Source organism: Vibrio sp. V15_P4S5T153, assembly GCF_963874485.1.
Classification (GTDB): Bacteria; Pseudomonadota; Gammaproteobacteria; order Enterobacterales; family Vibrionaceae; genus Vibrio; species Vibrio anguillarum.
This window is the reverse complement of record NZ_CAWNHR010000021.1, coordinates 1-13,607: the sequence shown is the minus strand read 5'-3', so window position 1 is coordinate 13,607 and position 13,607 is coordinate 1. Positions and strand designations below refer to the sequence as shown.

The window sequence follows — 13,607 nt, the reverse complement described above, 5'->3', positions numbered from 1 at the left end:
TGATTTCATACTGCTAAGGGAGGCATGATGATGAAGTCATCGGATCAGCTCGTAAGCGCATTTGTTCTCTAAAATCCACTCCAGTTGTTAAATTAACCCAACCTAAATTGTTAAACCGTTCATCATTTTGATATGAAATAACATACAAAGATGAAATTACCGCCAAAATGAAACACAATTTCGCTCATTCGCGCTTTTGTGAGCAATATATCGAACATTTTCTATTGAAAATGCCACACTAAATATAAGTTTTTCATCGAATAAGGTTTCACCATGACCACAACCACACGATTTGAAACCGATGTTGTTATCATTGGTGGCGGAGCAACCGGTACTGGGATCATGCGCGACTGCGCACTGCGCGGCATTGCGTGTATTTTGCTAGAAAAGGATGATATTGCTTCTGGTACCACCGGGCGAAATCACGGTTTATTACACTCAGGGGCACGTTACGCAGTTACCGATCCTGAATCGGCCAAAGAGTGCATCCAAGAGAATCAAATTTTAAAAAATATCGCCAGACATTGTGTAGAGAAAACCGACGGCCTGTTCATTACTCTGCCTGAAGACGATCTTGCTTTTCAGAGCACGTTTATCGACGCGTGCGCTCAAGCTGGGATTACAACCGAGCCGCTTTCTGCAAAAGAAGCACTGCGTTTAGAGCCTCACGTTAACCCAAACCTTGTTGGCGCGGTCAAAGTACCCGATGGCACACTCGATCCTTTTCGTTTATGCGCTTCCAATGTGCTAGACGCCAAAGAGCATGGTGCGCGGATCATGAACAAAACCATTGTGACGTCGCTGATCCGCCAAGGTGACACAGTATTAGGCGTACGCTGTTTACAGCTGAGCACTCATCAACAATATGAGATTTTCGCCAAAGAAGTGATTAACGCAGCTGGAATATGGGGACAAAACATCTGTGAATACGCCGATCTCAACATCAAAATGTTCCCCGCAAAAGGCTCATTGTTGATCCTTGATTATCGTATCAACAACCTTGTGATCAACCGCTGTCGCAAGCCTTCTGATGCCGATATTCTTGTCCCTGGTGATACCATTTCACTGATCGGTACTACCTCTGAACACATTGACTACGACCAAATTGACAACCTGCACGTGACTGAAAAAGAGGTCGATATACTACTGGCCGAAGGCGCGAAACTGGCCCCCATCATGGCGAATACTCGTGTACTACGCGCTTATGCGGGTGTGCGTCCATTGGTCTCTATTAATGATGATGGCAGCGGCCGAAACATCAGTCGCGGCATCGTATTACTTGACCACGAACAACGCGATGGATTGAAAGGCCTCACCACTATTACAGGCGGTAAATTAATGACTTACCGCCTAATGGCAGAATGGGCGACCGATTTAGTCGCTAAAAAACTGGGCAATAATACTCCTTGCGAAACTCATACTCGCGCCCTACCCGGCTCCAACGAAACCCCAAAACAGGTCAAAAAAACCGCCAGCATTGCCAAACCCGTCTATGAATCGGCTCTTTATCGCCATGGTGAGCGCGCACAAAATTTCTTATCTGATGATGCAAAGAGCCAAGCGGTTATTTGTGAATGTGAAATGGTGACCGCGGGCGAAATTGAATACGCAATTAAACAACTCGATGTAAATAACTTGGTCGATTTACGTCGCCGCACTCGTTTAGGTATGGGACCGTGCCAAGGAGAGCTTTGCAGCTATCGCGCCGCCAGCTTATTTCAAGAATATGGTCACGTTTCGGGAAACCAATCGAGCCAACTGTTGGTTGAGTTTTTAGAAGAGCGCTGGAAAGGCATTAAACCGATTTTCTGGGGAGATGCACTGCGCGAGGCTGAATTCAGTTACTGGATTTACGAAGGCTTGTTCGGAGCCAATGACATTCCAACGCAACACAAGCAAAATGAAAGTGAGGAGACGTTATGATGAAATACGACGTCACAATTATCGGTGGTGGAATTGCAGGTTACAGTGCAGGTCTTCGCTGCTTACAAGCGGGCCTAAAAACAGCACTGATCAGTCAAGGCCAAAGTGCTCTGCATTTTTCATCCGGTTCCATCGATGTTCTGGGTAAACTGCCTAGCGGCGAAGCGGTTGAATCCCCTTTGCTCGCCATGGAAGCATTACGTCAACAAGCCCCGAATCACCCTTACAGTAAAATTGGCGCTGACACTATTTCGCAAGGGTTAATGTGGTTTCAAAAAACGCTGCAGCAGCGCGGCATGCCGCTGACACACCAAGCGGACAACAGTAACCACTATCGCATTACTCCGATGGGGACATTGAAAGCCACTTGGTTATCACAACCTTATGTTTATCAACATAAAACGAATGCTGATTTTAAGCGTATTGTGCTGCTCGCCATCGATGGTTATCGAGATTTTCAACCACATATGCTGCAAGATAACTTACGCGCTCTACCTGCATTTTCGACTATCCCAAGTGAGATCATCAATATCACGATTCCGGGTTTCGAAGCACTTCGCCATAACCCCAACGAACTGCGCTCCATCGATATTGCTCGTTTGCTCAAACAGCCACATGCATGGCGCAGTTTTTGTGATCAACTGATCCGTCATGCCACTGTGCAAGATCTAGTGATCCTACCTGCCATCATGGGCAATGGTGATGGGTTAACCTTACTGAACAAACTCAAATTGGAAACCAACTTGCAGTTGCATGAAGTCCCGACCATGCCGCCATCATTAATGGGCATCCGCATTGAAGAGACACTCAGCCGAGCTTTTTTAACTATGGGTGGTACCCATTTAAAAGGCGATAAAGTCATCAGTGGTGAATTTGATGGCAACCGTTTGACCGCCATTCATACTCAAAATCTCAATGATATGCCGATTCAAGCTGACCATTTCGTGATGGCTACAGGGAGCTATTTCAGCCAAGGTTTACAGGCTTCTCATCACGGTATTAGCGAACCCGTGTTCCAATTAGAGACGGAGAGCTGTCATGATCGCGCTCTATGGCGAAACCATGCCTTTTTCTCAGCAAACTCTCACCCTTTCATGACCTTTGGTGTGCTGACCAACACGTCACTGAACCCAACTCATCAAGGTAATATCATCACCAATTTATACTGCTGTGGTTCGATGCTCGCGGGTTATGATCCTGTCTTTGAAGGCAGCGGTGGAGGCGTTGCTATTGCCAGCGCTTACCACGCTACCTCTCAAATTATGGCTCAAACTCAATCTCGACCAGCCATTCAGGAGGTATTAGCATGAGCACCTCTTTTGTTGAAGCCGCACCCAAAAATACCTCTTTTGATCAATGCATCAAATGCACTGTTTGTACCGTTTATTGCCCGGTTGCGAAAGCAAACCCACTCTATCCGGGGCCAAAACAGTGCGGACCGGATGGCGAACGCTTGAGGATTAAAAGCGCAGAGTATTATGACGACCTACTCAAGCTCTGCACCAACTGCAAACGGTGTGAAACCGCCTGTCCTTCCGGAGTAAAAATTGGCGATATCATTGCTGTGGCGCGTGGCAAACATGGCAAAAAAACGCTGAGTCCAAAGCTGGTGCGTGATTACGTGCTGAGCCATACCGATCTTTTTGGCGCGATCGCCACACCATTTGCACCGATAGTGAACGCTGCTACGGCTATGCCGATGGTAAAAAAACTGATGCACAAGACCATTGGTGTGCACGATCATAAATCACTTCCCAAATACTCACACGGCACGTTTCGTCGTTGGTTTAAGCAGAACTGCACACGCCAACCCTTGTATAACCGGCAAGTGACCTATTTCCACGGCTGTTACGTTAACTATAACCACCCGCAGTTAGGTAAAGATTTTGTCTCTGTGATGAATGCGATGAATATCGGCGTACGGTTACTGGATAACGAGAAATGCTGTGGTGTACCGCTGATTGCCAATGGTTTTCACGATAAAGCACGTAAAAATGCGCTATTGAATGTGAAAAATATCGAAGCCGCGGTAGTTGATCGTCAAACGACGCTCCTCTCCACCTCATCAACGTGTTCGTTTACCTTGCAACAAGAATATCCTCATGTTTTAGGGGTTGATAATAGTAAGGTGGTCAAACAAATCGAGTACGTCACGCGCTTTCTACTCAAAGAGTTCATGAGCGGTAATGCGCCTAAAATGAAACCCGTTAACTTGAAAGTGGTTTACCACACCCCTTGCCACCTTGAACGCAGCGGTAATGTCATTTTTACCATTGAATTATTAAAAATGATCCCAGGATTGGAGTTAGTGGTCTTAGACAGCGAATGCTGCGGCTTAGCGGGAACCTACGGTTTTAAAGAAGAGAACTATGACGTTTCAATGAAAATTGGCGCGCACCTGTTTGATACAATCAAAACATCGCAAGCTGACTATGCGATTACCGATTGTGAAACCTGTAAATGGCAAATTGAAGAAAATACCGCGTTAGAAACCATTCATCCAATTAGCCTGCTCGCCATGGCGATTGCCTAGTTTACACACCTAGCATTGAGAGTAAAACAGGCCACATTGTGGCCTGTTCTCATACTGCTTGTACTGTGTGAACATTCGTTTTCTAAACGTTATTTAGATAGCGGGCGCTGCTGGCAGTGCTCAATTGCATTGGCCAATAATTCTAACGCACTGGACTGACACTCTGGTAACTGCGCTTGGCTACGGCTAATCGCGGTAACACGCTCGCCCCATTTGATGTGCCCAGCCCCCCAAGTTAAGCCCGCCCCGAAAGCGGCCACCAGCAGGTTATCATTCGGTTTGATTTTCCCTTGTTCTACCGCTTCACACAATGCAATAGGTACGGTCGCGGCAGACGTATTACCATAGTGTTGAATGTTAACGAATGCTTTATCTTGGCTAATACCTGATAAGTCACACAAGGTTTGAATGATACGAATATTCGCTTGATGCGGGATCACCACATCGACTTGTTCGGTTGAAAGACCGGAACGCGCCAGCACAGTTTGCGCCGCTGCGCCCATGCCTCGAACCGCACGTTTAAAAATCTCTTTCCCAACAAAATCAAAATCCCAATACCCATTGTCAGCGGCAAAACGATCCATCGATGAGCCAAATTTAGGCACCGCCAAAATATCACGCCCTTCTGCATCACAGCCGATTTGTGCATCTTGCAAACCCACTACTTTATCGGTTTTACTCAAGACAACAGCACCAGCACCGTCACCAAATAACACGGCGGTATCACGTTTGGTCCAATCAATGTAAAAAGAGAGACGCTCAGCACCCACCACTAACGCATGGCGGTAATGGCTTGCTTGCATTAAACGCGTCGCAGTTTCTAATCCATAAACAAAACCGGTACAAGCTGCATTTAAGTCAAAAGCGGCGGCATTTTTGATCCCAAGGTTCTGCTGCACTTTCGAGGCAATATTCGGGATAAGAGAATCTGGCGAACAGGTTGCGATGATGATGAGATCAATCTCAGTTGCATCAATCCCAGCGCAAGCGATGGCGTGTTGGGCGGCCACCGTAGCCAAATCCGAGGTATTCACATGGCTAATGCGGCGCTGTTCAATCCCGGTGCGAGTTTTAATCCACTCATCGGAAGTTTCAATAAAGGTGCTAAGGTCATGGTTTGAGAGCGTTGCAGGTGGTAGGCATTTACCCCAACCTGTAATTTCGGCATAGAATTTTGTCATTGTTAACCTGTTTTTGTTGTATTTTCTAATGCAATCCAAAGACCTAAAATTAAAAACTCATCGTATGAAAGAGAAATGAGACTCAAAAGGTCCTTTTGATGTCAGTCAGTATACGCGCTTTTACTCCGACGTTAAGTCTAGTGCGTCAAATGCGACTGGAACAAAACGCAAAAATAAAGAGAGGAAACCATGTCAACATTCAATACTCGTTGCCCTTCGTGTCACGCAATGAACCGAGTTCCGATAGAACGAGTGACAGAAAGCCCAAATTGCGGTAAATGCCAAGCTCCCCTATTTGATGGAGCGCCCATTGAAGGAACGGAAGCCAATTTCGAAGCACTGCTTAATAGTCGCCAACCCGTTGTCGTCGATTTCTGGGCACCTTGGTGTAATCCGTGTGTGGGTTTTGCTCCTGTATTCAGTGATGCTGCGACGGAACGAAAAGGAAACATTCGCTTTATAAAAATTGATACTGAAAGTGAACAAAGCCTCGCCACAAAATTTCAAATTCGCAGCATTCCAACCATTATGGTGTTTAAAAATGGTCAACGAGTCGATATGATCAATGGCGCTTTACCAAAAAGTCAATTTGATCAATGGTTAAACCAAGCCATATTGAAATAGCCAATCATTATAACCAATAATAAAGTTGGCATTTTTTATCGATTTATGCCAACTTTACTGCTCATTTCTCTTGCTTTATTTTCGATTAATAAAATTAATCGTTAAGAACATAATTTTTCGTTTTACCTTTCTCAATATCAGCTCCATATTCGCCGCAAAATATCCCATCAATTCTGGTTTTGAGGCAAAGTCAATGGACAACATCACTGTGAACGCGTCTTCACCTCGCATTTCCGTTCCGGTCATTGCGCTATCGCTTTATGCGATTGCCTCAGGCTATTTAATGAGCCTGATCCCATTGATGTTGCCGCACTACGGGCTTGAGAGCTCATTGGCAAGCTGGCTTGCCAGTGCCTTTTACGCTGGCTTATTGATCGGCGCATTAGTCGTTGAACCTGTTGTCAACCGCGTTGGCCACCGAAACGCTTTTGTATGGTGCTTAGCGCTGCTCATGTTAACCATTTTTGCATTACCTGCTCTGCACTATGCCAGTGCTTGGTTAGTGGCACGTTTTGTTGCTGGTATTGCGGTGGCTGGTGTCTTTGTAGTCGTCGAGTCTTGGCTATTGCATGGTGATGAAAAAGGCCGAGCAAAACGCCTTGGTATTTATATGGCGGCGCTTTACGGCGGCACAGCATTGGGCCAATTAGGGATTGGTTATTTAGGCGTATCAGGCGGCGTGCCTTTCATTGCCATCATTACCTTGCTATTAATCGCCAGTGTGGTGCTGATTTATGGCGAATCAGACCAACCGTCAACGCAGCATGCCGTCAGCCTATCACTGAAACAGGTACTCAAACTAAACCATGCCGCCTTGCTCGGTTGCGGAGTTTCAGGGCTCACCTTGGGGGCTATCTACGGTCTAATGCCTGTTGAATTAGAACAACGCGGTATCAGCCATACCGACATTGGCAGCTTAATGGCGCTTGTAGTTTTGGGTGGCATGGCGGTGCAACCTATGGTGCCTTGGCTATCAAAGTTTTTGGGCCGAACACTATTAATGGCACTATTTTGCTTGATTGGCTCTGCGGCGATTACCATAACCTTGTTCGATTCAACGATGATGATATTAGCTGCCAGCTTGTTTTTCTTAGGCATGGCGACGTTTGCCCTGTACCCAATCGCCATCAACTTAGGTTGTGATAAGCTCGATGCCAATTACATTGTCTCAGCGACACAAGTTATGCTGTTTAGCTACAGTATCGGCTCTGTGGTTGGCCCCGTGATCGCTGATTGGTTTATGCAAAGATCGCAAGGCTTAATGGGTTATCTCTTTATTGCTTTACTGGCGACTTGTATTTATATGTTGGCTTCAAGCCTCAAAACCAAACGCCAGTGGGTGGCGGGGAAATAAGTCGCAGCAAAGCGGATCATATTTTATCGCAAGGCGCACGGTTCAATCGTTGATGGCGATTTGATGCATGCGCCTTTGGTTTTTCTGGTAGTGCACGTTTTTCATGCAGTAGATGGCGGATCGCCAATATAGGGTGAGAGAGCAACATTCTTGGCCCTGCGTAACGCATCACCAATCTCATTTGTTCTTTCGGCTCAGGCTTATAGCAATGAATTGGGCAACGGTTGCAGGTGGGTTTATGTTGGCCATAAGAACAGCGATCTAAGCGTACTTGCGCATATTCCAACAAGGTTTTGCAACACGTACAGAGGCCAGATTGACAGCGATGATGGCGCTGACAATAAATGTTCACCATCGCCTCTACGGTGCGAAACTCACTGAGCTGCTCTCCCGTTAAAAGATCGCTATGCATTTTTTCCATTGCCAATAACTCCCATTGAGATCGCAGATAAAAACAAGTATCCTGCGCCACCTTGTTCCTCATGTACCCAAGACTTTGTGTCAAAGAGCAGACGACTATGAACCGCAAAAAGAAAATTAACCAAACACTGCAAAAGCATCTTAAAAAGAAGCATGCCAAGCTGCACGGCAGCAATAAACCTCGTTATATTTCAAAAGCTGAACGTGAAAAATTAGACGCAGAGCAAGCCGCTTCAACCGGCACGGTAGATACTCAACATAGTGAGATTGTGCCTGCTGAAGGTGAGCTACAACAGTAAGTCTTGCTCGATTGGAACAAACTGGCTGGCGACATCAATAAGGCTTTGAGCCGTCAGCCTTGGCACTCCGTACACTTCTACTTTTTTGTTAAAACGCTGTTTAATCCGTTCGACCAATAGCTCGAAATCACCATCTCCTGATACCAGAACAATCACATCCGCTTGCTCTGCCAGCTCAATCGCATCGAGAGTAATACCGACATCCCAATCCCCTTTTGCACTGCCATCACGACGCTGAATGAAGGGCTTAAGCTGAACCTCAAAACCAATACCGCGCAAAATATGGTGGAACTGGCGCTGCTTAGGATCTTGGCTAGCAATCGCATAGGCATTGGCTTTAATCACCTCTCGCCCTTGAGTGGCTACATACCAAAATTGGTTGTAATCAAAATGCTGGCGGTACTTCTCTTTACAGGTGTAATAGACGTTTTGAACGTCGACAAGAATGGCAACTTTTTCCATGAGCTCTCTTCTCAAATAGAAACAAAAACAGCGGCCTGTTCGCCGCTGCTTTGCAAATTGCGCTTAGTATACGCCAAACCACTTCAATTTGTCGTGCAAGCGAGTCACACTGCCGACCACAATCAAGGCTGGGCTTTGTGCTTGTTGCGCTAAAAGGGGTAAATCGTCAAGCGAGCCCGTCAATACTCTCTGTTTATCTGTAGTGCCGCGTTCGATAATCGCGCAAGGCGTTTCTGCGCTCAGGCCAGCATCCAACAAGTTTCGTGTGATATTCGGGCACTGCTTTAACCCCATATAAAAAACCAAGGTTTGATTATCTTGCGCTAAACATCGCCAATTGATCGCTTTACCTTCTTTTTGTAAGTGACCCGTAATGAACTGCACACTTTGCGCGTGATCACGGTGCGTCAGCGGAATCCCCGCGTAAGCCGTGCAGCCTGCCGCCGCCGTGATCCCCGGAACCACTTCATAAGCGATATGATGTTCAGCCAGCGTTTCGAGCTCTTCACCACCTCGGCCAAAAATAAAGGAATCACCGCCTTTCAAACGGACAACTTTTTTACCTTCTTTGGCTTTATCGACCAGAATTTGGTTGATCTGATCTTGCGGCACACAATGAAAATCCAACTGTTTGCCAACGTAGATCATCTCCGCGCGGCTTGGCGCCAGATCTAAAATCGCTTGCGAAACTAAACGATCATACACCACCACTTGCGCTTGGCTGATCACGCGTAGCCCCTTAACCGTCAGTAGATCGGGATCGCCTGGCCCTGCGCCTACTAAAGAGACAAAACCGCGACTCGTTACACTGCTTACCATGATTACTCTCTACCTTATCGACAAAAGGATATCGTCATTAAGCGAGGTTAAACCTCACTTAACAATGGTTAGCCAAGGTTGCGTTGTGGCAAGGTTTTACCGTGAGTCATGTAAAGGCTTAACCCGGTAAATAACAAGCCGCCCACTAAGTTACCCAATGTGGCCGGAATTTGGTTCCATACTAACCAATCGACGATGGTGAATTTAGCGCCCAACATCATGCCAAGTGGGAACAGGTACATATTCACTACGGCGTGTTCAAAAACCAAACCGAAGAAAATAAAAATAGGTAGCCACATCGCGACCACTTTGCCGCTCACAGCAGTTGATGTCATAGCACCGACAACACCTAGACACACCATCCAGTTACACAAGATGCCTTTCACAAACACGGTGATCCAGCCATTAATACCGTGTTCGGCAAAGCCAAGAGTGCGAGCAGTAGACGCTTTGATAAACGCTTGCCCAACAGAGCTCGGCTCGATACTGAAATTCATGGTGAAGGTTAGCGCCACTAAAAAGGCGACGGCAACGGCACCGATTAAGTTACCTAGCCCAACCAAGCCCCAATTCCGTAGAACGCCCGCTTTGGTTACTCCGGCGCGTTTTTCAAACAAAGCTAAAGGCGCTAAAGCAAAAACACCCGTTAATAAATCAAAGCCCATTAGGTTCAAAATACAAAACCCCACAGGGAAGACCAGAGCACCAACAATAGGCACTCCGGTTTGCACAGCCGCAGTAATGGCCACAGCGACGGCGATAGCAAGAATCGCCCCCGCCATAATGCCGCGAATCAGGGTATCGCGCGTTGACATGAAGATTTTGCTTTCGCCAGCGTCAATCATTGTTTGCACAAAATCGGCAGGTTTTACATAAGACATAATGGTCCTTATTGTCACCAAAGTTAAAATTAAAAAGGGAAATTGAATAGATAAAGGCTCCCAGCCATCGATGCTTCACCAAGAGAACTCGATGAACAAGAAACCTTTTTGCTATTGAATCTCATTGTCTCAAAAGCGGCTGTTAAGCCGCGACTTCGACCACGCCGTCGGTGACTCGCGCGGCATAAGCTTTCACGCTAAAGCGTTCATTTTCCATACATTGGCCTGTTATGAGATTGAAACGCTGCTTTTTAAGCGGGCTTGCTACCCAGAACTGCTCTTGATGTTGGCAAATAAAACCGCGTGACAACACATTGGCTCGAGCAAAGGGATCCATATTGCTTATCGCCATCACTTCTTGCGCCTCAGTCGGACGGAAGAGAGCCACTTGCTCACCATTCACCAGTGCACACACACCCGTTCCGGGAACAATGTCATTAATGTCACAGATGGCTTGAAATACTGTGTTATTGGCCATAGTTATTTCTCCAAAACAGGGATAGAGATTGCCGAATCAGCAAGCGCAATGTGGAATATATCGCCTTTCGCTTCTGGGTGTTTTTCGCTATAAGTCGCAGGACGGTGCTGCTCACGAGCGCTGACGAACACGACGTTCTCATCGCGTAAATCAGAATTAATGAAGTGAGTAAAACGAGTTAATTGCTCAGGATGATTAAGCGTTTCTGTCCATTCACAGCGATAATCAGCAATAAGCTTCGCCACATCCGCTTCGAGTTGATCGTTAATGCCCAACTTATCGTCCACAATCACTTCACGCAGGTAATCAACACCACCTTCTAGGTTGTCTAGCCACACTGAGGTGCGTTGTAATTTATCGGCTGTGCGAATGTAGAACATCATGAAACGGTCGATGTATTTCAGTAGTGTTGCCTCATCTAAATCAGAGGCCAGCAGATCCGCATGTCGAGGCTTCATACCACCATTACCGCAGACATACATATTCCAACCCGCATCGGTCGCAATCAAGCCTAAATCTTTCCCTTGCGCTTCGGCACATTCGCGGGTACAGCCTGAGACACCAAACTTCATCTTGTGTGGTGTACGGATACCTTTGTAGCGGTTTTCAATCAGCACACCCAAACCGACGCTGTCTTGCACACCAAAACGACACCACGTACTACCGACACACGTTTTTGCCATGCGCAGAGCTTTGGCATAGGCTTGGCCTGTCTCGTATCCAGCATCAATCAGTTTGCGCCAAATCTCAGGTAAATCGTCTTTTTGAGCACCAAACAGACCAATGCGCTGCGCGCCCGTCACTTTGGTGTAAAGTTTGTATTCTTGAGCGACATTCGCTAGCACCGCAAGCGCTTGTGGTGTGACTTCACCACCTGCCATGCGTGGGATCACCGAATAAGTACCGTCTTTTTGCATGTTGCCCAAGAAGTTATCATTGGTGTCTTGCAAACTGACCAGCGATGGCGAGAGCACATGATCCCCCCAACACGAGGCCAGAATCGAACCAATTGTTGGCTTACAGACTTCGCACCCATAACCGCGTCCATGTTTTGCCAACATCTCATCAAAACGTTTGATACCGTTAATGCGGATCAAATGGAACAGCTCTTGGCGTGAATACGCAAAGTGCTCACAAATATCGTTTTTGACTTCCACACCCGATTTAGCCAGTTCAGCATTCAGAACCGACGTCACTAAAGGCACGCAACCACCACAACCTGTTCCGGCCCCTGTCACCGCTTTAATCGCGCCGAGCGTATGGTGACCATCGGCCACGGCTTGGGCAATTTTCGCTTTAGTCACATCAAAACAAGAGCAGATCACCGCAGTATCAGGTAGTGCATCCGCGCCTAATGCGGGTTTTTCAGCGCCAGCATGCGCGGGTAGAATCAAGGTGTCTGGGTGTTTGGGCAGCTCAATATCATTGAGTTTGAGTTGCAGTAAATCGCCGTAATCTGACGTGTCGCCAACTAAAACTGCACCAAGCAATTTTTTACCGTCTTCAGAAACGATAATGCGCTTATAAACTTCATCTTCTTCATTTTGATAGACGTAGCTTTTACAACCAGGAGTTCGTCCATTGGCATCACCAATCGATCCCACCTTCACACCCAGCAGTTTGAGCTTGGCGCTCATGTCTGCACCACTAAATTGGCTCTCATTGCCCACAAGATGATCAACCGCAACCGTTGCCATTTTGTAACCAGGAGCGACCAGACCGAAGAAGGTTTGATTCCAAGAAGCACATTCGCCAATCGCGTAAATATCAGGATCGGATGTTTGGCAGTGATCGTTAATGGCAACGCCACCACGCGGCGCGATGTCTAAGCCCATTTCACGAGCTAATTTGTCCTGAGGACGTATCCCTGCGGAAAATACGATGAAGTCAACTTCCAAATCCGAACCGTCGGCAAATTTCATGGTATTACGAGCGGTCTCGCCTTGAGCAACAATCTCTAACGTATTTTTGCTAGTGTGAACTTGCACCCCCATCCGCTCAATTTTATTACGCAGTTGTAAACCGCCTTGCAAGTCAAGTTGCTCAGCCATTAATACCGGAGCAAACTCAATCACATGGGTTTGTACGCCCAACGCTTTCAGCGCGCCAGCCGCTTCAAGGCCAAGTAAACCACCGCCTATCACTACGCCACTTTTGCTCTTTTTCGCGCACGTTTCGATGGCCTTTAGATCTTCAATGGTGCGGTAGACAAAGCAGTCTTTACTTTCATTGCCTTTGATCGGCGGTACAAAGGGATAAGAGCCCGTCGCCAAGACTAATTTGTCATAGCTCACTTCACGGCCAGTATTTGAATAGACCACGCGCTTTTCGCGATTAATGTTAACCGCCCGCTCGCCCATCAAGACATTAATCGCATGCTTTTGATAGAAACCCGGCTTAACAAGCGAAAGCTCTTCAGCGGTATGGTGTGAAAAGTAGGAAGAAAGATGGACGCGGTCGTAGGCAACACGCGGTTCCTCACAAAAAACCGTGACATCAACAGCTGATGCCTCCATTTTTTCGACCAAATCTTCGATATAGCGATGGCCAACCATGCCATTACCGATGACAACCAGCTTCATCCTGCTCATATGGGTTCCTAATTATGGTAACGTTTCATTGAGCGAGATGCC

At 46.8% G+C, this 13,607-nt stretch carries 13 protein-coding genes; 6 read left to right on the top strand and 7 right to left on the bottom strand.

Going from position 1 to position 13,607, the window contains the following annotated elements:
* The first annotated feature begins 273 nt into the window (after positions 1-273).
* Genes glpA through glpC form a run of 3 tightly spaced genes read left to right on the top strand, consistent with a single transcriptional unit; the run spans position 274 to position 4,456 of the window.
* Positions 274-1,923 carry an anaerobic glycerol-3-phosphate dehydrogenase subunit A gene (glpA, locus tag AACT42_RS22820; protein WP_081245084.1) on the top strand — a complete coding sequence of 550 codons (1,650 nt, stop codon included), beginning with the start codon at positions 274-276 and terminating at the stop codon, positions 1,921-1,923.
* The gene (gene glpB, locus AACT42_RS22815; RefSeq protein WP_094130345.1) at positions 1,920-3,233 is read left to right on the top strand and encodes a glycerol-3-phosphate dehydrogenase subunit GlpB; all 1,314 of its coding nucleotides are present in this window, start codon (positions 1,920-1,922) and stop codon (positions 3,231-3,233) included. The genes glpA and glpB overlap by 4 nt, the downstream gene beginning before the upstream one ends.
* The gene (glpC, locus tag AACT42_RS22810) at positions 3,230-4,456 is read left to right on the top strand and encodes an anaerobic glycerol-3-phosphate dehydrogenase subunit GlpC (protein ID WP_094132583.1); all 1,227 of its coding nucleotides are present in this window, start codon (positions 3,230-3,232) and stop codon (positions 4,454-4,456) included. Before glpB ends, glpC begins: the two co-directional genes overlap by 4 nt.
* An 89-nt stretch (positions 4,457-4,545) precedes the next feature.
* Here glpC and AACT42_RS22805 read toward each other — a convergent pair whose 3' ends face one another.
* A complete protein-coding gene (locus AACT42_RS22805; protein WP_064626233.1) occupies positions 4,546-5,637 on the bottom strand; it encodes a ketoacyl-ACP synthase III in 1,092 nt (363 codons plus the stop codon).
* 189 nt (positions 5,638-5,826) lie between these two features.
* Between AACT42_RS22805 and trxC the strand changes: the two genes are divergently transcribed.
* Together trxC and AACT42_RS22795 are read left to right on the top strand one after the other, a co-directional pair.
* Positions 5,827-6,261, top strand: coding sequence for a thioredoxin TrxC (gene trxC / locus AACT42_RS22800; protein WP_017043322.1), 435 nt, complete (start codon positions 5,827-5,829; stop codon positions 6,259-6,261).
* 193 nt (positions 6,262-6,454) lie between these two features.
* On the top strand, positions 6,455-7,615 hold the full coding sequence (locus AACT42_RS22795) for an MFS transporter (protein ID WP_017047243.1): 1,161 nt from the start codon (positions 6,455-6,457) through the stop codon (positions 7,613-7,615).
* Positions 7,616-7,631: 16 nt separating this feature from the next.
* Here the strand turns inward: AACT42_RS22795 and AACT42_RS22790 are convergent, their stop codons facing one another.
* Positions 7,632-8,036 carry a nitrous oxide-stimulated promoter family protein gene (locus AACT42_RS22790; protein WP_202599612.1) on the bottom strand — a complete coding sequence of 135 codons (405 nt, stop codon included), beginning with the start codon at positions 8,034-8,036 and terminating at the stop codon, positions 7,632-7,634.
* A 97-nt stretch (positions 8,037-8,133) separates the two neighbouring features.
* Here AACT42_RS22790 and AACT42_RS22785 point away from each other — a divergent pair, with 97 nt between their 5' ends.
* Positions 8,134-8,334 carry a DUF2986 domain-containing protein gene (locus AACT42_RS22785; RefSeq protein WP_064626251.1) on the top strand — a complete coding sequence of 67 codons (201 nt, stop codon included), beginning with the start codon at positions 8,134-8,136 and terminating at the stop codon, positions 8,332-8,334.
* Here AACT42_RS22785 and AACT42_RS22780 read toward each other — a convergent pair.
* From AACT42_RS22780 to nirB, 5 genes are all read right to left on the bottom strand, one after another.
* Positions 8,323-8,796 carry a LabA-like NYN domain-containing protein gene (locus AACT42_RS22780; protein WP_010319683.1) on the bottom strand — a complete coding sequence of 158 codons (474 nt, stop codon included), beginning with the start codon at positions 8,794-8,796 and terminating at the stop codon, positions 8,323-8,325. The two genes, AACT42_RS22785 and AACT42_RS22780, sit on opposite strands and share 12 nt — an antisense overlap.
* 63 nt (positions 8,797-8,859) lie before the next feature.
* Entirely contained in the window at positions 8,860-9,615 is a 756-nt protein-coding gene (gene cobA / locus AACT42_RS22775; RefSeq protein ID WP_019283178.1) for a uroporphyrinogen-III C-methyltransferase, read from the bottom strand.
* Positions 9,616-9,683: 68 nt separating this feature from the next.
* Positions 9,684-10,496, bottom strand: coding sequence for a formate/nitrite transporter family protein (locus AACT42_RS22770; RefSeq protein ID WP_094167933.1), 813 nt, complete (start codon positions 10,494-10,496; stop codon positions 9,684-9,686).
* Positions 10,497-10,638: 142 nt separating this feature from the next.
* Positions 10,639-10,974: a nitrite reductase small subunit NirD gene (gene nirD, locus AACT42_RS22765; RefSeq protein WP_094132730.1), complete on the bottom strand. Its 336-nt coding sequence runs from the start codon at positions 10,972-10,974 to the stop codon at positions 10,639-10,641.
* 2 nt (positions 10,975-10,976) lie between these two features.
* A complete protein-coding gene (nirB, locus tag AACT42_RS22760; protein WP_094132732.1) occupies positions 10,977-13,565 on the bottom strand; it encodes a nitrite reductase large subunit NirB in 2,589 nt (862 codons plus the stop codon).
* Positions 13,566-13,607: the final 42 nt, after the last annotated feature.

Coding starts and splice junctions, on each gene's coding strand:
- AACT42_RS22805 (WP_064626233.1), bottom strand. CDS start 5,637: ATGACAAAATTCTATGCCGAAATTACAGGTTGGGGTAAATGCCTACCA.
- trxC (WP_017043322.1), top strand. CDS start 5,827: ATGTCAACATTCAATACTCGTTGCCCTTCGTGTCACGCAATGAACCGA.
- nirD (WP_094132730.1), bottom strand. CDS start 10,974: ATGGCCAATAACACAGTATTTCAAGCCATCTGTGACATTAATGACATT.
- cobA (WP_019283178.1), bottom strand. CDS start 9,615: ATGGTAAGCAGTGTAACGAGTCGCGGTTTTGTCTCTTTAGTAGGCGCA.
- AACT42_RS22770 (WP_094167933.1), bottom strand. CDS start 10,496: ATGTCTTATGTAAAACCTGCCGATTTTGTGCAAACAATGATTGACGCT.
- AACT42_RS22790 (WP_202599612.1), bottom strand. CDS start 8,036: ATGGAAAAAATGCATAGCGATCTTTTAACGGGAGAGCAGCTCAGTGAG.
- AACT42_RS22780 (WP_010319683.1), bottom strand. CDS start 8,796: ATGGAAAAAGTTGCCATTCTTGTCGACGTTCAAAACGTCTATTACACC.
- glpB (WP_094130345.1), top strand. CDS start 1,920: ATGATGAAATACGACGTCACAATTATCGGTGGTGGAATTGCAGGTTAC.
- glpC (WP_094132583.1), top strand. CDS start 3,230: ATGAGCACCTCTTTTGTTGAAGCCGCACCCAAAAATACCTCTTTTGAT.
- AACT42_RS22785 (WP_064626251.1), top strand. CDS start 8,134: ATGAACCGCAAAAAGAAAATTAACCAAACACTGCAAAAGCATCTTAAA.
- nirB (WP_094132732.1), bottom strand. CDS start 13,565: ATGAGCAGGATGAAGCTGGTTGTCATCGGTAATGGCATGGTTGGCCAT.
- AACT42_RS22795 (WP_017047243.1), top strand. CDS start 6,455: ATGGACAACATCACTGTGAACGCGTCTTCACCTCGCATTTCCGTTCCG.
- glpA (WP_081245084.1), top strand. CDS start 274: ATGACCACAACCACACGATTTGAAACCGATGTTGTTATCATTGGTGGC.